Source organism: Klebsiella sp. KTE92 (genome assembly GCF_000398905.1).
In the GTDB taxonomy this organism is placed as follows: Bacteria; Pseudomonadota; Gammaproteobacteria; order Enterobacterales; family Enterobacteriaceae; genus Klebsiella; species Klebsiella variicola.
Genome location: NZ_KB976100.1, coordinates 1,850,459 through 1,867,594, shown reverse-complemented (window position 1 = coordinate 1,867,594; position 17,136 = coordinate 1,850,459). Strand labels below are relative to the sequence as shown.

The following is a 17,136-nucleotide window of genomic DNA, read 5'->3' as shown; positions in this document are numbered from 1 at the left end:
AAAGCCGACGATGACGATAAATTACTGGCCACTCAGCACCCTCGCCGGGTCGATGCGGCTGGCGCGGCGGGCGGGATACCAGCTGGCCAGCAAACTCAGCAACAGTGCTGTCACCAGCACATAAAAGACGTCCAGCCAGTGCAGTTCTGACGGCAGGAAGTCAATAAAATAGATGTCGCCGGAGAGGAATTTATGCCCAATCAGGTATTCGATACCGTTGATGATTGACGTCAGGTTCAACGCGCAGATCACGCCGATCACTACCCCGAACAGGCTGCCTACCGATCCGGCTAATAAACCATACCACACGAAAATCGCGCGAATTAAGCCGTCTTTTGCGCCAAGCGTGCGCAGCACCGCAATATCGCCGCTTTTGTCTTTGACCGCCATCACCAGCGTCGAGACGATGTTAAAGCAGGCCACGCCGATCACCAGCACCATCGCCAGGTACATAATGGCGCGGATCATCTGGATATCGCGATACATATAGCCATAGGTGCCGATCCAGCTCTTGATGTAGACGTAGCTGTTGGTCACCTCGCCGGCGTCGCGCACCAGCTTGTTCGCGTGGAAAACGTCGGTGACCTTGATGGCGATGCCGGTCACGCTGCTGCCCATCTCCAGGTACTGCTGCGCATCCTGCATCGGGATCATGGCAAAACTATGATCGAGCTGGCCGCTCAGCTGTAAAATTCCGGTCACATGCAGCCTGACGCGTTTTGGCTGCAGCAGTTGATGGTCGGCGTCGGCGTTAGGGATCATGATCGACACCCAGTCCCCCTGCTTCACGTGCAGCGCATCGGCGACCCCTTTCCCCAGAATCACCTGCTGTTCGCCGGCCTTGAATCCGGCCCACGCGTTATTCTGCACAAAGGTGGGCAGCGCGCTGAGCCGGGTTTCCTGCTGCGGGTCGACCCCTTTCACCTGGATGGCGCGCATATTGCTGCCGCTCTCCACCAGGCCGGTGAAGTTAATATAGGGCGCTGCCGCGACAATCCCCTTCACCTTCTGCACCTTCGCCAGCGCCTCCTGCCAGTTATTCCACGGCTGGTTCACGGGTTCGATTTCGCCGTGCGGCACCACCGCCAGCACGCGGTTGTTCAGCTCGCGTTCAAAACCGTTCATCGCGCTGAGGCCGACGATCAGCACCGCCACCCCCAGCGCAATGCCGATGGTGGAGATCACCGAGATCAGCGACACCATGCCGCCGCGCCGCCGTCCACGGCTGAAACGTAATGCAATCAGTAACGATAACGGAGACGCCATTACTCGGCCCCCATCAGGGTCAGGTCGGCGGTCAGACGGCCATCACGCATCTCCAGCTGGCGGCTCATGCGTTTCGCCAGCTGCAGGTCGTGGGTCACCACCAGAAACGCGGTGCGCTGCGCGACGTTCAGTTCGCCCAGCAGCTGAAAGATGCTGTCGGCGTTGCGAGCATCAAGGTTACCGGTCGGTTCATCCGCCAGCACCAGCCGCGGTTTATTCACCAGCGCGCGGGCAATCGCCACCCGCTGGCGTTCACCGCCGGAGAGCTCCGACGGACGGTGATGGCTGCGGTGTTCAAGCCCGACTGCCTGCAGCATCGCTTTCGCCTGGCGTTCAATATCCGCTGGCTTCTTTTTGCCAATCAGCAGCGGCATCGCCACGTTTTCCAGCGCGCTAAAGTCCGGCAGCAAATGGTGGAACTGATAGATAAAGCCCAGCTCGCGGTTACGCAGGTCGGCGCGCGCGGCGGTGGAGAGTTTACTCATCGGCTGGCCGGAGAAAATCACGTCGCCAGAGGTGGGCGTATCCAGGCCGCCGAGCAGATGCAGCAACGTACTTTTGCCAGAGCCGGAGGTGCCGACAATGGCCATCATCTCGCCTTCACCAATGCTGAAGCTGACATTGTGCAGGACATCGGTTTGCACATTGCCTTCCTGATAGCGTTTGCACAGGTTGTCGCATTGCAGCAGGATCTTATTCATAACGTAAAGCCTCAGCGGGTTGGGTGGCGGCAGCGCGCCAGGAAGGGTACAACGTAGACAACAAGGCCAGCACCATCGCCACCAGGGCGATAACAATAACCTGCAGCGGCTCAATCGCCACCGGCAGCGCCGCGCCGTCAAGGAAGGCGCCGATAATTGGCATTAAATTATTCAACTGGCTGGCGAGCAGCGCGCCAAGCACGGCTCCCAACAGCGCGCCGACGATCCCGGCGCTGGCGCCCTGCACCATAAAGACGGCCATGATCTGCCGCGGCGTCAGCCCTTGAGTTTGCAGGATAGCCACTTCGCCCTGCTTCTCCATCACCATCATCCCCAGCGAGGTAATAATGTTGAAGGCCGCGACGGCGACGATCAGGCTCAGCAGCAGGCCCATCATGTTTTTCTCCATGCGCACCGCCTGGAACAGTTCGCCCTTGCGCTCGCGCCAGTCCTGCCACTGGGTACCTGGCGGCAGCGTCTGCTGACTCAGGGTATCCACTTGCAGCGGTTTATCCAGCCACAGGCGCCAGCCGGTGATATTCCCCAGCGGATAACGCATTAAACGAGAGGCGTCGTCGATGTTGGTCAGCATCTGATAACCATCGACTTCGCTGTTGGCGGCGAAGGTGCCGATAACCGTGAACAGACGCTGGCTCGGCACGCGGCCCATTGGCGTAAACTGACTGGCGGAAGGAACCATCACACGAATTTGATCGCCACGATTAACCCCCAGCTGGCCCGCCAGCTGTTCGCCGAGAATAACGTTATATTTGCCCGCCTGCAGATCGCTCTGTTTGACGTTCACCAGGTACGGAGTCAGGGGATCGTTTTGCGCCGGATCAATGCCCAGCATGACCCCGACCGCCACGCTGCGCGCGCTCTGCAGGACGACGTCACCGGTGGTGATCGGCGCCACGCGGGTCACCCCCTGGAGTTTCGCCTCGCGCTCCGGCAGTTGCTGTGGATTCACCGAACCCTGTTTGGCGCTAAGAATGGCCTGCGGCATCAGCCCCAGGATGTTGTTTTGCAGCTCGCGTTCAAAGCCGTTCATCACCGACAGGACCGTCACCAGCGCCATTACGCCAAGCGTAATGCCGATGGTTGAGAGCCAGGAGACGAATCGACCGAAGCGGTCGGCTGCGCGCCCGCGCATATAGCGCAGGCCGATAAAGAGTGCGGCAGGTTGGTACATGTCATCCATCTGGTTGCTGATAGCCGATGCCCGAGTATATAAGCGAATACGAGCAGCGTAAATGACTGATACCTGACGACTTTATTAGCAATAATCCTAAAAACCAAGCAAATACAAACGGATAGATAAGTACTTACTTATTTATCTTTACGCTTATCCACGGCGCTGACGTTTCTTCACCCAACACCTGATGGCAATTCGGGTTGGCGAATCCAGACCAATCGCGGATAATCTCACTATTGAATATCAGCGAGTTGCCCTCCATATCGGCAGAGCGAATCCCCAAGAGACCATGAAACCGTCTATGCCTGAACAATATCGATACTCATTGCCGGCCAAAGCCGGTGATCTGCGCCAGCTTGGCGAGTTGACCGGCGCGGCCTGCGCTACCCTGGTGGCAGAGATGGCCGAACGCCACAAAGGCCCGGTGGTGCTGGTGGCACCTGACATGCAAAACGCGCTGCGTCTGAATGACGAGATCAGGCAGTTCACCGACAGCATGGTGATGGGGCTGGCTGACTGGGAAACGCTCCCCTACGACAGCTTCTCGCCGCACCAGGATATCATCTCCTCCCGTCTTGCCACCCTTTACCAGTTACCCACCATGCAGCGCGGCGTACTGATCGTCCCGGTCAGCACCCTGATGCAGCGCGTCTGTCCGCACAGCTTCCTTCACGGGCACGCGCTGGTGATGAAAAAGGGCCAGCGCCTGTCGCGCGATGCGCTGCGCGATCAGCTGGAGGGCGCCGGCTATCGCCATGTCGATCAGGTGATGGAGCACGGCGAATATGCCACCCGCGGCGCGCTGCTCGACCTGTTCCCGATGGGCAGCGACCAGCCCTACCGCCTCGATTTCTTTGACGATGAAATCGACAGCCTGCGTCTGTTCGACGTCGACAGCCAGCGCACGCTGGAGGAAGTGGCGGCCATTAACCTGCTGCCGGCGCACGAGTTTCCCACCGACCAGACCGCCATCGAGCTGTTCCGCAGTCAGTGGCGCGACCGTTTTGAGGTGAAGCGCGATGCCGAGCATATCTATCAGCAGGTCAGTAAAGGGACACTGCCTGCCGGTATCGAATACTGGCAGCCGCTGTTCTTCAGCGAGCCGCTGCCGCCGTTATTTAGCTATTTCCCGGCCAGCACCCTGATCGTCAACACCGGCGATCTCGAGGCCAGCGCGGAACGTTTCCAGAATGAAGCCCGCGCCCGCTTCGAAAACCGCGGCGTCGATCCGATGCGCCCGCTCCTGCCGCCGGAACTGCTGTGGCTGCGCAGCGATGAGCTGTTCGGCGAACTGAAAAAATGGCCGCGCGTACAGCTGAAAACCGAGCGCCTGGCGGACAAAGCGGCGAATACCAATCTGGGCTACCAGACGCTGCCTGATCTCGCGGTGCAGGCGCAAAACAAAGCGCCGCTGGATAATCTGCGCCGCTTCCTCGAGTCCTTTACCGGCCCGGTGATCTTCTCCGTGGAAAGCGAGGGTCGCCGTGAAGCGCTGAGCGAAATGCTGGCGCGGATTAAAATTGCGCCAAAACACGTGCTGCGTCTGGAAGAAGCCACCGGCAATGGCCGCTATCTGATGATTGGCGCCGCCGAACACGGGTTTATTGACAGTCAGCGCGGCCTGGCGCTGATTTGCGAAAGCGACCTGCTCGGCGAGCGCGTGGCGCGCCGCCGGCAGGATTCACGTCGCACAATCAACCCTGACATCCTCATTCGCAACCTTGCCGAACTGCATATCGGCCAGCCGGTTGTCCATCTGGAGCACGGCGTGGGCCGCTATGCGGGAATGACCACCCTGGAAGCCGGCGGCATCACCGGCGAATACCTGATGCTGACTTACGCCAACGATGCCAAGCTATACGTTCCGGTATCCTCCCTGCATCTTATCAGCCGTTACGCCGGCGGGGCGGAAGAGAACGCGCCCCTGCACAAGCTGGGCGGCGATGCCTGGACCCGGGCGCGACAAAAAGCGGCTGAGAAAGTACGCGACGTGGCGGCAGAGCTGCTGGATATCTACGCCCAGCGCGCGGCGAAGGCGGGCTTTGCCTTTAAACACGACCGCGAACAGTATCAGCTGTTCTGCGACGGCTTCCCGTTTGAAACCACGCCGGATCAGGCGCAGGCGATTAACGCCGTCCTCAGCGATATGTGCCAGCCGCTGGCCATGGACCGCCTGGTGTGCGGCGATGTGGGCTTCGGTAAGACCGAAGTGGCTATGCGCGCCGCCTTCCTCGCCGTGGAGAACCACAAGCAGGTGGCGGTGCTGGTGCCGACCACCCTGCTGGCTCAGCAACACTATGACAACTTCCGCGATCGTTTCGCCAACTGGCCGGTACGCATCGAAATGCTCTCCCGCTTCCGCAGCGCTAAAGAGCAGGCGCAGATCCTCGAGCAGGCCGCGGAAGGCAAAATCGATATCTTAATCGGCACCCATAAGCTGTTGCAGAGCGAGGTGAAGCTGCGCGATCTGGGGCTGCTGATCGTCGACGAAGAGCACCGCTTTGGCGTTCGTCACAAAGAACGCATCAAAGCAATGCGCGCCGATGTCGATATCCTGACCCTCACCGCCACGCCGATCCCGCGGACGCTGAACATGGCGATGAGCGGGATGCGGGACCTGTCGATCATCGCCACGCCGCCGGCGCGCCGTCTGGCGGTGAAGACCTTCGTTCGCGAATACGACGCCCTGGTGGTGCGCGAGGCGATCCTGCGCGAAACGCTGCGCGGAGGCCAGGTCTACTATCTATTTAATGACGTCGAAAACATCCAGAAAGCCGCCGACAAGCTGGCGGAGCTGGTGCCGGAGGCGCGGATAGCCATCGGCCACGGCCAGATGCGGGAGCGCGAACTGGAGCGGGTGATGAATGACTTCCATCACCAGCGCTTCAATGTGCTGGTGTGCACCACCATCATCGAAACCGGGATCGATATTCCCACCGCCAACACCATCATCATCGAACGCGCCGACCATTTTGGCCTCGCCCAGCTGCACCAGCTGCGCGGCCGCGTTGGCCGTTCGCATCATCAGGCCTATGCCTGGCTGCTGACGCCGCATCCGAAAGCGATGACCACCGATGCGCAAAAGCGCCTTGAAGCCATTGCGTCGCTGGAAGATCTCGGCGCCGGCTTTGCGCTGGCGACCCACGATCTGGAGATTCGCGGGGCCGGGGAACTGCTCGGCGAAGATCAGAGCGGTCAGATGGAAACCATCGGTTTCTCTCTGTATATGGAGCTGCTGGAGAACGCAGTCGATGCGCTGAAAGCCGGACGCGAACCCTCGCTGGAAGATCTCACCAGCCAGCAGACGGAGGTCGAACTGCGCATGCCTTCCCTGCTGCCTGACGATTTCATCCCTGACGTCAATACGCGACTGTCATTCTATAAGCGCATTGCCAGCGCCAAAAACGAACTCGATCTGGAGGAGATCAAAGTCGAGCTGATCGATCGTTTTGGCCGCCTGCCCGATGCCGCCCGCAACCTGCTGGATATTGCCCGTCTGCGTCAGCAGGCGCAGAAACTGGGGATCCGCAAACTGGAAAGCAACGAAAAAGGCGGCGTGATTGAATTTAACGAGAAAAACAACGTCAATCCGGTGTGGTTGATCGGCCTGCTGCAGAAGCAGCCCCAGCACTTCCGGCTGGACGGGCCGACGCGCCTGAAATTCATGCAGGACCTGGAAGAGCGTAAAACGCGGATGGACTGGGTTCGCCAGTTTATGCGTCAGCTGGAAGAGAACGCCGTCGCCTGACTGGCAGGAGATACGGCCCCCTGGCCGTATCTCCCTTCTTACATACCTGGCAATCTTTACAAACATTTTGCAATCCGCCTGGATTTCCCCACACAGACTCACGCCATAATCTCATCTGCTTTTCATATAAAAATAACCACTTATATATTTTGGAGTTATGGTAATGAGAAACCGTTTCCCCGTTACGCTCTGGCTGGCGCTGGTCGCGCTGGTCGCCGCGCTGGCTCTGCCCGCGCGCGCCAACACCTGGCCCCTTCCCCCGCCGGGCAGCCGGCTGGTAGGTCAGAATACGTTCCACGTGGTGCAGGATAACGGCGGTTCGCTGGAGGCGATTGCCAAAAAGTACAATGTCGGTTTTCTGGCCCTGCTGCAGGCCAATCCCGGGGTTGACCCCTATGTTCCCCGCGCCGGCAGCGTGCTGACCATCCCCCTGCAGACGCTGCTGCCCGATGCGCCGCGCGAAGGGCTGGTGATTAACCTTGCCGAGCTGCGCCTCTACTATTACCCGCCGGGTAAAAATGAAGTGACCGTCTACCCGATCGGCATCGGCCAGCTGGGCGGAACCACCATCACGCCGACGATGGTCACGACCGTGTCCGACAAGCGGGCCAATCCGACCTGGACGCCCACCGCTAACATTCGCGCCCGCTATAAGGCAATGGGGATTGAGCTGCCGGCGGTGGTGCCTGCCGGTCCTGACAACCCGATGGGCCATCACGCCATCCGCCTCGCCGCCTATGGCGGAGTCTATCTCCTGCACGGCACCAATGCCGATTTCGGCATTGGCATGCGCGTCAGCTCCGGCTGCATTCGTCTGCGCGACAACGATATCAAGGCGCTGTACAACGCCATTTCGCCAGGCACTAAGGTGAATATCATTAACACGCCGATCAAGGTATCGGTAGAGCCGGATGGCCGCCGTCTGGTTGAAGTCCATCAGCCGCTGTCTGAGCATATCGATGACGACCCGCAGACCTTGCCCATTACGCTTAACGCGACCATGACGGAGTTCAAACAGGCGCCGCAAACCGACGGGACGGTGATGGAGCGCGCGATGAATTACCGCTCGGGCATGCCCATTGACGTCACGCGTCATGCTGCCCCTGGACCGCAGTCGTTGTAGTCTTACGCTGCACAAAACAAAAAACCCGCCTGATGGCGGGTTTTTTGTTGGCAAGGGTCAAACAGGGGTACAACAGGGTCTTACTCATCGCTGTCCGGTGAAGGGGGCCGGCCAACGACGCATCGGGCTTACTTGTAGATAACAGCGGTGCCGTGAAGGGTATTCGGACCGGTTACCGAAGTAATACGGAATGAGGTGGCGCCCATCTCATCCGCTTTCTGCGCCAGCTGATCTTCCAGCGAGCCCAGGTTAGTCCCGGCAGAAGCAGAGATGGTGCCTACTTTATGCTGACCCGCTGGGGTGGACTGCACCTCAACAGCGGCAAAGCTGGCGAAAGAGAGTGAGCTAAGAACGGCGGCAATAGCCAGAGTATTAACGGTTTTCATGATTATTATACCTGTGCAGATGAATTTTTTAGTAGGGTCGTAAGTATTAATTTAACGATCGATAGGTAAATAGTAATGTGATCTACATCACACGTCAACGCATTTTTATAACGATCGTTTAACTATTTATAAAATGCTTAAATTTCATACGCATATGATTTATTTATTTTTAAACCAACAGCACTGGCCCCGGCGATCGTTTATTTTTATAATGGCCTTTCACCAAACCAACATAGGTACAACGGCACCATGACAACTGACGTTCAAAGTTGCGCCAAAAAAAGCCGTGGCCGACCGAAGGTGTTCGACAGGGATGCGGCGCTGGACAAAGCCATGACACTCTTCTGGCAGCACGGCTATGAGGCGACCTCGCTCGCCGATCTGGTCGAGGCGACAGGAGCAAAAGCCCCCACCCTGTATGCGGAATTTGTGAATAAAGAAGGCCTGTTCCGCGCAGTGTTGGATCGTTACATTTCGCGCTTTGCCGCGAAGCACGAAGCCGTGCTGTTGGCCGAAGGGAAATCCGTCGATCAGGCGTTGCGCGACTACTTCACGGCGGTCGCCACCTGCTTTACCAGCAAAGAGACGCCGGCCGGCTGCTTTATTATCAATACCTCCGCCGCGCTGGCCGCCTCCTCGACGGATATCGCCAATACCATCAAATCCCGCCATGCGATGCAGGAGCAGGCGCTCACTCAGTTTCTGCAGCAGCGGCAAGCGCAGGGCGAACTCCCCGCGGGCCGCGACGTCGCGCCGCTGGCGCAGTTTCTCAACTGTGTCCTGCAGGGGATGTCGATTAGCGCGCGGGAAGGCGCGGATTTCGACAAGCTGATGCAAATCACCGACACCACTCTCCGTCTCTGGCCGCAGATCCTCGAGTCCTGATGTGCCCTGCCTCCGGCGGTATTCTGCCGCCGGATCCACTCTCCTGTTGGCTTTATCCCCACAAAATAGATTGATTTTTATTACCTTTTCTCGTGCAAGATAAACGCAAATGATATTGATTGCGATATTCATTATGTGCAAAATCCTTTTTTGAGTTTTTCCAGATGTTTCGCATTGTAACTAATGCCGACCCGGCGTCGGCCTATAACAACGACAAAGCAACTTGCTCATAAAAGGAATGGATATGAAAAAGCGCCTCTGGGTGCTCCACCCCCTGCTGCTGGTCAGCTCGCTGCCTGCGCTGGCGGCTCAGTCTGATGAAGACAGCATCATCGTTAGTGCAAACCGCACCCATCGCACCGTGGCCGAAATGGCCCAAACCACCTGGGTCATTGAGGGCCAGGAGATTGAGCAGCAGGTCCAGGGCGGGAAAGAGTTCAAAGACGTGCTGGCGCAGCTGATCCCGGGCATCGATGTCAGCAGCCAGGGGCGCACCAATTACGGGATGAACATGCGCGGGCGCGCCATCGTCGTGCTGATCGACGGCGTCCGGCTCAATTCCTCACGCACCGACAGTCGCCAGCTCGACGCCATCGACCCCTTTAACATCGAACATATCGAAGTGATCTCCGGGGCGACCTCGCTGTACGGCGGAGGCAGTACCGGCGGGCTTATCAACATCGTCACCAAGAAAGGGCAGCAGGATCGCCAGGTCGATCTCGAGGTGGGCAGCAAGAGCGGGTTTGCGAACAGTAACGATCACGATGAGCGCATCGCGGCGGCCGTCAGCGGCGGGACAGACCATGCATCCGGGCGCTTATCGGTAGCCTATCAGCGTTTCGGCGGCTGGTACGATGGCAATAACGATGCGCTGATCCTCGATAACACCCAAACGGGGCTCCAGCACTCTGACCGCCTCGACGTGATGGGGACGGGGACGATTGAGATCGATGACAATCGCCAGTTGCAGCTTGTCACCCAGTATTATAAAAGCCAGGGCGATGATGACTACGGCCTGTGGCTCGGGAAGAACATGTCCGCGGTCACCAGCGGCGGCAAAGCGTACACCACCGACGGGCTCAATTCCGACCGTATCCCCGGCACTGAGCGCCACCTGATCAGCCTCCAGTACTCCGATGCTGACTTCTTCGGCCAGAATCTGGTGAGCCAGGTGTACTATCGCGATGAGTCCCTCACCTTCTATCCGTTCCCGACGCTTACGAAAGGCCAGGTCAGTAGCTTCTCCTCGTCGCAGCAGGATACCGATCAGTATGGCGCAAAGCTGACCCTCAACAGCCAGCCGCTGGCGGGATGGGATCTTACCTGGGGTCTCGACGCCGATCATGAGACCTTCAATGCCAACCAGATGTTCTTCGATCTGCAGCAATCGCTGGCGTCCGGCGGGCTGCATAACGAATCGATCTACACCACCGGCCGCTATCCGGGATACAGCATCTCCAACGTCGCGCCGTTCCTGCAGTCCAGCTACGATCTGAACGAGATCTTTACCGTCAGCGGTGGGGTACGCTACCAGTGGACCGAAAACCGGGTTGACGACTTTGTCGGCTACGCCCAGCAACAGGATATCGCCAACGGCAAAGCGCGCTCCGCCGACGCCATCAAAGGCGGCAAAACCGATTACGATAACTTCCTGTTTAACGCCGGGATCGTGGCGCATCTGACCGAGCGTCAGCAGACCTGGTTTAACTTCTCGCAGGGCGTCGAGCTGCCGGACCCCGGTAAATACTACGGCATCGGTAAATACGGCGCGGCGGTCAATGGCCATCTGCCGCTGATCTCCAGCGTCAATGTCGATGACTCGCCGCTGCAGGGGATCAAAGTTAACTCGTATGAGCTGGGCTGGCGCTACACCGGCGATAACCTGCGCACCCAGCTGGCGGCGTATTACTCGACTTCGGATAAGACCATCGTCGTCAACCGCACCGACATGACCATCGACGTTCAGTCCGACAAACGGCGTATTTACGGCGTTGAGGGAGCGGTCGATTTCTTTATTCCGGACAGCGACTGGAGCGTCGGCGGTAACTTCAACGTGCTGAAATCACAGGTGCAGACCGACGGCCGCTGGCAAAAATGGGATGTCACCCTCGCCTCACCGTCCAAAGCCACCGCCTGGGTGGGTTGGGCGCCGGATCCGTGGAGCCTGCGCGTGCAGAGCCAGCAGGTGTTTGACCTCAGCGACGCCGCCGGTAACAAGCTGGAAGGCTATAACACCGTTGATTTTATTGGCAGTTACGCGCTGCCGGTGGGGAAACTGACCTTCAGTATCGAAAACCTGCTTAACGAAGACTATGTCACCATCTGGGGCCAGCGGGCGCCGCTGCTCTACAGCCCGACCTACGGCAGTTCATCTCTGTACGAATACAAAGGCCGTGGCCGTACCTTCGGTCTGAATTACGCGTTAACCTTCTGATAAAAAAAGCCCCTCAGCCTGAGCGATTGAGGGGCTAATCACTACACAAATCTGTTTTTAGATTTTGTTGTTCAGGACCAGCTGGCCGTTGTTGTCCAGCGGGATCTGGCTGCCAGGATTGTGATCCATACGGATTTTCCCCTGCTGATCGCCTATTTTATAGGTCACATCGTAGCCCAGCATTTTATCGGATTTGTCATACACCGTTTTACAACGCTGCTGGGTGGTAGTGTAGGTATCGTTGTCCTGCATCGCCCCCTGCAGCTGGTTGCCGGCATAGCCGCCGCCCAGCGCACCCACCACCGTCGCTACACTACGTCCGCGACCGCCGCCAAACTGGTGGCCAATCACCCCACCGGCCACCGCGCCGAGTACCGAACCGGCGATACGGTTTTCATCCTGGACCGGACGACGATGGGTCACCGTGACATTGCGGCATTCCTGACGCGGCGTTTTCACGGTTTCTTTAATCGGTGTACTGGAGACCACTTGCGCATACTGCGGGCCGCGATCTAACACGTTGAGACCAGCGACAGCTGCAACGCCCAGCGCGGCAGCCACGCCTATCCCTATACCCGCCAACATAGATTTATTCACGGGAGATCCTCCTTTGTTGCTGTTGATACAATTTTGCAACCGGAGCCGGGAGGGCGCAAATCAGATAGCGGATGAAAAGTGCGAGAATTCGCAGCAAATCAAGGGGATTCAGAGGATTCCGAGCGGGATCGCCGCGGTTTCAGCAGAAGAGCCCGGAGCGCCGTCAGGGCGGCTCCGGGTAAAGACAGCGTATTAGTGCAGCTTAAGACGCGGGCGAATGATGCGGTTGATGCGCCCGACCAGCATCATCAGGCCGGTTTTGAAATAGCCGTGCAGGGCGATCTGGTGCATACGGTACAGGGAGATGTACACGAAGCGCGCAATACGCCCTTCCACCATCATCGAGCCGCGCATCAGGTTACCCATCAGGCTGCCGACGGTGGAGTAATTGGACAGCGACACCAGCGAGCCATGGTCTTTATAGGTATACGCCTTCAGCGGTTTGCCTTTCATCTGCGCCAGGATGTTGTTCAGCGCGCAGGTAGCCATCTGGTGCGCCGCCTGGGCCCGCGGAGGGACAAAGCCGCCTTCCGGACGCGCACAGGAGGCGCAGTCGCCGATGGCGAAAATATCCGCATCGCGGGTGGTCTGCAGCGTCGGCTCGACCACCAGCTGATTGATACGGTTGGTTTCGAGGCCGCCGATCTCTTTCATGAAATCTGGCGCTTTGATCCCGGCCGCCCAGACCATCAGATCCGCTTCAATATATTCGCCATCTTTGGTGTGCAGACCGCCTGCATCCGCGCTGGTGACCATGGTCTGCGTCAGCACCCGTACGCCCAGCTTGGTCAGCTCATTATGCGCCGCCCCGGAAATGCGCGGCGGCAGTGCGGGCAGAATACGCTCGCCCGCCTCGACCAGCGTGACGTTCAGCGCTTCGTTAGTCAGCCCTTTGTAGCCGTAGCTGTGCAGCTGTTTCACCGCATTATGCAGTTCAGCGGAGAGTTCCACGCCGGTGGCGCCGCCGCCGACAATGGCGATGTTCACTTTACCGTTGGCACCCAGGTTGGCGGAGTATTTGAGGAACAGGTTGAGCATTTCCTGATGGAAACGACGCGCCTGATGCGGGTTGTCGAGGAAAATGCAGTTCTCTTTCACGCCAGGGGTGTTGAAGTCATTCGAGGTACTGCCCAACGCCATCACCAGCGTGTCGTACGGCAGTTTACGCTCAGCCACCAGCAGCTCGCCTTTTTCATTACGCAGCTCGCCGAGGGTGATGGTCTTCCCTTCGCGGTTGATATCCACCACCGAGCCCAGCTGGAACTGGAAACCGTGGTTGCGGGCATGGGCCAGATAGCTCAGCGCATCGACACCTTCATCCAGAGAACCGGTCGCCACTTCATGCAGCAGCGGCTTCCACAGATGGCTGTGGTTACGGTCCACCAGGGTGATTTTCGCTTTTTTATGGCGCCCTAACTTTTTCCCCAGCTGAGTTGCCAGTTCCAGTCCGCCAGCGCCGCCACCCACAATTACGATTTTTTTCAATGGCGTAGTCATGTGTACCCCTAAAATTATTAACCAATTGTTAAATAAAAGTTATGATAATAGCCTTTATTTAACAACAAGTTACGTCAATGAAACCATTCAGCACCGTCGAGAATACCATGAACGGTGCATTGGTCATACCAAAATTGATATGCATCAAGTTTTGTCGCGTATTTTTTCAGCGAAACCAATAAGTGTAGGCATAAAAAAACCCGCGCGGTGAACACGGCGCGGGTTTGGCGACAGGGGAAAAGGCTTAACCGAGGGTTTTAAACGCTTTCAGCCGCTGCAGGTGCGGCGAGATGTTTTTAAATTTATGGGTCTGCTCTTCATCCCAGATAATTTCATAATAGTGGTGCAGAAGATCGGCGGAACGCTGGCTGTCCAGCGCTTCGTCCTGCCGGGAAAGCACCACCAGACAGCGATCGCGATTCTTCTCACGGAAGTTGGTTACACACTTGGTGGCGATGTCAGCATACTCTTCCGGGCGGTCGATTTTGCCTTCCATGTTCTCATGCGGAAACAGGTTTGGATTGAACACCGCCTGGCGGATATCGCACAGAAAACCAATCCGCTCCGCCCAGTAGCCGCCAAGGCCGACGCCGCAGATCAGCGGCCGGTCATCGGCGGTAAGCTGCAGCATTTTATCGACCTCTTTCAGCAGATGCTGCATGTCGTGCTTGGGGTGGCGCGTGCTGTAGCTAATCAACCGCACGTCCGGGTCGATAAACTGCAGCTGCATCACCTTCTCATGGTTACCGGGGCTGTTCGAGTCAAAACCGTGTAAATAGATAATCATCGCATCCTCACCAGACAACAACGCCCCGCAGAGCGTTACGCGGACTTCGCCTCTTGCCAGCGCGCATGAAGCTGCTCCAGCTGGGCACTCACCGTTTTCCAACGGGCTGAATCCCTTAACTCCTGACGGGAAAAGGAACCTTTATGATACAATTTCGTAACACGCTCTGCTTTGATCGGCGACAGGTTATCCAGCACACTGACCGCGCCTTTACGATTATTGCAGACCAGTATCATATCGCAACCGGCGTCAAGCGACGCCTGACCGCGTTCGGCATAGCTGCCCATGATCGCCGCCCCTTCCATCGACAGATCGTCGGAGAAAATCACCCCGTCGAAGCCCAGCTCGCCGCGCAGCACCGTTTTTAACCAGTACGCTGAGCCGCTGGCCGGACGCGGGTCGAGCTCCGGGTAAATCACATGCGCGGGCATGATGGCATCCAGACGCTGTTCGGCGATGAGGCTTTTGAATACCGCCATATCGTGGTCGCGAATCACCGATGCCGGCCGCGGATCGAACGGGGTCTCTTTGTGCGAATCGGCAGTCACCGCCCCGTGCCCCGGGAAGTGTTTACCGGTGGTTTTCATACCCGCGGCGTGCATCCCGTCAATAAAGTGACGCGCCATCGTCAGCGCTTTCTGCGGATCTTCATGATAAGAACGTTCGCCGATCGCGGCGCTGATATGGCCGACGTCCAGCACAGGCGCAAAGCTGATATCAATATCCATGGCGATCATTTCGCTGGCCATCAGCCAGCCGGCCTCGGCGGCCAGTTTGCCCCCCTCTTCCATCCCCAGCAGCGCGGCGAAAGACTGGGCCGCCGGTAAACGGGTAAAGCCTTCGCGGAAACGCTGAACGCGCCCCCCTTCCTGATCGACCGCCACCACCAGATGGTTCCGGGAGGCATCGCGGATCTGGCGCACCAGCTCCCGCAGCTGCGCCGGATCGTGATAATTACGGGTAAAGAGGATCAACCCTCCCACCAGCGGATGCGCCAGAATCTCTCGCTCTTCCGCATCCAGTTCATACCCTTCGACATCCAACATGACTGGGCCCACACTGACCTCTCTTATCCTTTACGTTCGTTGTCTAACTGACACCATATTTCATCTGCCAGCGTGATAAATTGCCGATCGCCGCTCTGCTGCCAGCGCATTTCATACCATCCCGCCATCAGCAGCAATACCCACGGGCGCCAAAGTACAACCTGCCGCCAAAGCTGCTGCGCGTCGATGGCCGCCCGCCGGGCATACGCCGCCACCAGCTGGCGGCGCTGGTGAGGGGAAATCCACACCGCGGCCAGCTCCAGCGCGATATCGCCATCGCCGGCATATTCCCAGTCGATCAGCCTCAGGCCGGACTCGCTGTGGATAATATTGCCGGCATGGACGTCCATATGCAGCGGCGCCAGCCGCAGAGGACGGGGCTCGCCCCGGCGGCGCAGCCGCTGATGCCAGCGCAGCCAGCGCGGCGTGCGCCGTGCCGGATCGCACGTCTGCCAGTACTGGGCCAGCAGCGGTGCGAGGGTAACACGCCAGCCGAATCGCGGTTGCTGATGCACGTCATACAATAAGTCTGACAGCATAGGGCAGGCCGGTAACTCGCTTTTCACCTCCCCTGCGCAATATTCCACCACCATCCAGCAGGGTGAGTAAAACAGCGGGGCTGGCGCCAGCCTGGCAGGCAGTCGGCGGAGCGCGCGATACTGACGGCGGAAATAACAGGAAGCGGCTGACGGGTCGTGCGGCTGACGTAGCACGTGCCGCTGGTCGCCGTCGCTGATAATCACACTGCCGCCGCTGAGGCCATTCTGGCTCAGCGAGGCGACAGGATGATAGCGGGGGAAGAAGCGCGACAAGAGCTCATCGCGCGTCAGCTTATTGTTGCTGAACAGCACCTTTACCTGACCAGATAATCTCGCCGGTTTGCACCAGCATCAACTGCATCTTCAGTTCAGGCGCGTTGACGTTGCCGGTGGCATTGGAGTAAAGCACATACTGCGCGCCCACGTTGCGGGCGATCCCCATGGCTTTGCTGCGGCTGCCGAGGCTGTCCTGCGGCGACAGGCCCAGCTGCTGTTTGGCGACCCCAAGCTGCTGCGCCGAGACCAGCGTAAACTTACCGTTGCCGGCCAGCGCATTACGCAGCGCGGTAGTGGCTTCTCCCGCATTCAGCGTACCATTGGTGCGGTTGTTCACGCTGTCAACCAGCAGAATACTGCCCGCATTGACGCCGCTGGCCTGCAGCATCTGCCCCACCAGCGGCTGGACCGCGCCGTTCCAGTCATAATGACGCACGCGCGGCGCCGGCTGACCAGACTGCTGATCCTGATGCTCAATGGGCCCCGGCTGCGACGGTACGGCAGGAACCGCCGGTACCGTCGGCACCGTGGGCTGCGGCTGCGCAGGCTGCTGCGGCTGCGGTTTGGCCTCTTCGACCGGCGCAGGCTGCTCACGTAACCCCGCACAGCCTGCGAGGAATATCGCCAGTGCTGTGATTAACGCATAGCGACACATT

17 protein-coding genes are annotated in these 17,136 nt (G+C 58.5%); 5 read left to right on the top strand and 12 right to left on the bottom strand.

What is annotated here, in order from left to right:
* Positions 1 to 21 precede the first annotated feature (21 nt).
* From lolE to A1WC_RS27870, 4 genes are all read right to left on the bottom strand, one after another.
* The gene (gene lolE, locus A1WC_RS16490; protein ID WP_012542227.1) at positions 22 to 1,266 is read right to left on the bottom strand and encodes a lipoprotein-releasing ABC transporter permease subunit LolE; all 1,245 of its coding nucleotides are present in this window, start codon (positions 1,264 to 1,266) and stop codon (positions 22 to 24) included.
* Complete coding sequence (gene lolD, locus A1WC_RS16495; protein ID WP_002900798.1) at positions 1,266 to 1,967, bottom strand: lipoprotein-releasing ABC transporter ATP-binding protein LolD; 702 nt, start codon at positions 1,965 to 1,967, stop codon at positions 1,266 to 1,268. The genes lolE and lolD overlap by 1 nt, the downstream gene beginning before the upstream one ends.
* Positions 1,960 to 3,159 carry a lipoprotein-releasing ABC transporter permease subunit LolC gene (gene lolC / locus A1WC_RS16500; RefSeq protein ID WP_012542228.1) on the bottom strand — a complete coding sequence of 400 codons (1,200 nt, stop codon included), beginning with the start codon at positions 3,157 to 3,159 and terminating at the stop codon, positions 1,960 to 1,962. The genes lolD and lolC overlap by 8 nt, the downstream gene beginning before the upstream one ends.
* A 133-nt stretch (positions 3,160 to 3,292) precedes the next feature.
* Positions 3,293 to 3,424: a hypothetical protein gene (locus tag A1WC_RS27870; RefSeq protein ID WP_172437978.1), complete on the bottom strand. Its 132-nt coding sequence runs from the start codon at positions 3,422 to 3,424 to the stop codon at positions 3,293 to 3,295.
* A gap of 39 nt (positions 3,425 to 3,463) precedes the next feature.
* Between A1WC_RS27870 and mfd the strand changes: the two genes are divergently transcribed.
* Entirely contained in the window at positions 3,464 to 6,910 is a 3,447-nt protein-coding gene (gene mfd / locus A1WC_RS16505) for a transcription-repair coupling factor (RefSeq protein WP_012542229.1), read from the top strand.
* Between the two features lie 163 nt (positions 6,911 to 7,073).
* Positions 7,074 to 8,033, top strand: a complete 960-nt coding sequence (ldtC, locus tag A1WC_RS16510; protein WP_012542231.1) for a L,D-transpeptidase LdtC — start codon at positions 7,074 to 7,076, stop codon at positions 8,031 to 8,033.
* 128 nt (positions 8,034 to 8,161) lie between these two features.
* Here ldtC and bhsA read toward each other — a convergent pair whose 3' ends face one another.
* A complete protein-coding gene (bhsA, locus tag A1WC_RS16515; RefSeq protein WP_012542232.1) occupies positions 8,162 to 8,419 on the bottom strand; it encodes a multiple stress resistance protein BhsA in 258 nt (85 codons plus the stop codon).
* A gap of 133 nt (positions 8,420 to 8,552) precedes the next feature.
* Here bhsA and A1WC_RS27865 point away from each other — a divergent pair, with 133 nt between their 5' ends.
* Together A1WC_RS27865 and A1WC_RS16520 are read left to right on the top strand one after the other, a co-directional pair.
* Positions 8,553 to 8,672 (top strand): hypothetical protein, encoded by a 120-nt coding sequence (locus A1WC_RS27865; RefSeq protein ID WP_163613555.1) that lies wholly within the window; start codon positions 8,553 to 8,555, stop codon positions 8,670 to 8,672.
* Positions 8,669 to 9,304: a TetR/AcrR family transcriptional regulator gene (locus A1WC_RS16520; RefSeq protein ID WP_008806001.1), complete on the top strand. Its 636-nt coding sequence runs from the start codon at positions 8,669 to 8,671 to the stop codon at positions 9,302 to 9,304. The genes A1WC_RS27865 and A1WC_RS16520 overlap by 4 nt, the downstream gene beginning before the upstream one ends.
* 52 nt (positions 9,305 to 9,356) lie before the next feature.
* On the opposite strand, the gene A1WC_RS27860 is transcribed toward A1WC_RS16520, so the two are convergent.
* Positions 9,357 to 9,479 carry a hypothetical protein gene (locus A1WC_RS27860; protein WP_012542233.1) on the bottom strand — a complete coding sequence of 41 codons (123 nt, stop codon included), beginning with the start codon at positions 9,477 to 9,479 and terminating at the stop codon, positions 9,357 to 9,359.
* Positions 9,480 to 9,548: 69 nt separating this feature from the next.
* Here A1WC_RS27860 and A1WC_RS16525 point away from each other — a divergent pair, with 69 nt between their 5' ends.
* Complete coding sequence (locus A1WC_RS16525; RefSeq protein WP_012968568.1) at positions 9,549 to 11,738, top strand: TonB-dependent siderophore receptor; 2,190 nt, start codon at positions 9,549 to 9,551, stop codon at positions 11,736 to 11,738.
* 57 nt (positions 11,739 to 11,795) lie between these two features.
* On the opposite strand, the gene A1WC_RS16530 is transcribed toward A1WC_RS16525, so the two are convergent.
* From A1WC_RS16530 to lpoB, 6 genes are all read right to left on the bottom strand, one after another.
* Positions 11,796 to 12,335 carry a glycine zipper 2TM domain-containing protein gene (locus A1WC_RS16530; RefSeq protein WP_008805999.1) on the bottom strand — a complete coding sequence of 180 codons (540 nt, stop codon included), beginning with the start codon at positions 12,333 to 12,335 and terminating at the stop codon, positions 11,796 to 11,798.
* A gap of 192 nt (positions 12,336 to 12,527) precedes the next feature.
* Positions 12,528 to 13,832 (bottom strand): NAD(P)/FAD-dependent oxidoreductase, encoded by a 1,305-nt coding sequence (locus tag A1WC_RS16535; protein WP_008805997.1) that lies wholly within the window; start codon positions 13,830 to 13,832, stop codon positions 12,528 to 12,530.
* 244 nt (positions 13,833 to 14,076) lie between these two features.
* Positions 14,077 to 14,619 (bottom strand): alpha/beta hydrolase YcfP, encoded by a 543-nt coding sequence (gene ycfP / locus A1WC_RS16540; RefSeq protein WP_002900775.1) that lies wholly within the window; start codon positions 14,617 to 14,619, stop codon positions 14,077 to 14,079.
* A gap of 35 nt (positions 14,620 to 14,654) precedes the next feature.
* Entirely contained in the window at positions 14,655 to 15,665 is a 1,011-nt protein-coding gene (gene nagZ, locus A1WC_RS16545; RefSeq protein ID WP_162494430.1) for a beta-N-acetylhexosaminidase, read from the bottom strand.
* Positions 15,666 to 15,688: 23 nt separating this feature from the next.
* Positions 15,689 to 16,516, bottom strand: coding sequence for a thiamine kinase (gene thiK, locus A1WC_RS16550; RefSeq protein WP_016160619.1), 828 nt, complete (start codon positions 16,514 to 16,516; stop codon positions 15,689 to 15,691).
* Positions 16,497 to 17,135, bottom strand: coding sequence for a penicillin-binding protein activator LpoB (lpoB, locus tag A1WC_RS16555; protein ID WP_162493324.1), 639 nt, complete (start codon positions 17,133 to 17,135; stop codon positions 16,497 to 16,499). Before lpoB ends, thiK begins: the two co-directional genes overlap by 20 nt.
* Between the last annotated feature and the right edge of the window lies 1 nt (position 17,136).

Excerpts from the sequence above, each read along its gene's own strand:
- A1WC_RS16525 (WP_012968568.1), top strand. The coding sequence starts at position 9,549 with ATGAAAAAGCGCCTCTGGGTGCTCCACCCCCTGCTGCTGGTCAGCTCG.
- lpoB (WP_162493324.1), bottom strand. The coding sequence starts at position 17,135 with ATGTGTCGCTATGCGTTAATCACAGCACTGGCGATATTCCTCGCAGGC.
- A1WC_RS27865 (WP_163613555.1), top strand. The coding sequence starts at position 8,553 with ATGCTTAAATTTCATACGCATATGATTTATTTATTTTTAAACCAACAG.
- ldtC (WP_012542231.1), top strand. The coding sequence starts at position 7,074 with ATGAGAAACCGTTTCCCCGTTACGCTCTGGCTGGCGCTGGTCGCGCTG.
- bhsA (WP_012542232.1), bottom strand. The coding sequence starts at position 8,419 with ATGAAAACCGTTAATACTCTGGCTATTGCCGCCGTTCTTAGCTCACTC.
- A1WC_RS27870 (WP_172437978.1), bottom strand. The coding sequence starts at position 3,424 with ATGGAGGGCAACTCGCTGATATTCAATAGTGAGATTATCCGCGATTGG.
- lolC (WP_012542228.1), bottom strand. The coding sequence starts at position 3,159 with ATGTACCAACCTGCCGCACTCTTTATCGGCCTGCGCTATATGCGCGGG.
- A1WC_RS16535 (WP_008805997.1), bottom strand. The coding sequence starts at position 13,832 with ATGACTACGCCATTGAAAAAAATCGTAATTGTGGGTGGCGGCGCTGGC.
- nagZ (WP_162494430.1), bottom strand. The coding sequence starts at position 15,665 with ATGTTGGATGTCGAAGGGTATGAACTGGATGCGGAAGAGCGAGAGATT.
- A1WC_RS16520 (WP_008806001.1), top strand. The coding sequence starts at position 8,669 with ATGACAACTGACGTTCAAAGTTGCGCCAAAAAAAGCCGTGGCCGACCG.
- ycfP (WP_002900775.1), bottom strand. The coding sequence starts at position 14,619 with ATGATTATCTATTTACACGGTTTTGACTCGAACAGCCCCGGTAACCAT.
- A1WC_RS27860 (WP_012542233.1), bottom strand. The coding sequence starts at position 9,479 with ATGCGAAACATCTGGAAAAACTCAAAAAAGGATTTTGCACATAATGAA.
- lolD (WP_002900798.1), bottom strand. The coding sequence starts at position 1,967 with ATGAATAAGATCCTGCTGCAATGCGACAACCTGTGCAAACGCTATCAG.
- mfd (WP_012542229.1), top strand. The coding sequence starts at position 3,464 with ATGCCTGAACAATATCGATACTCATTGCCGGCCAAAGCCGGTGATCTG.
- lolE (WP_012542227.1), bottom strand. The coding sequence starts at position 1,266 with ATGGCGTCTCCGTTATCGTTACTGATTGCATTACGTTTCAGCCGTGGA.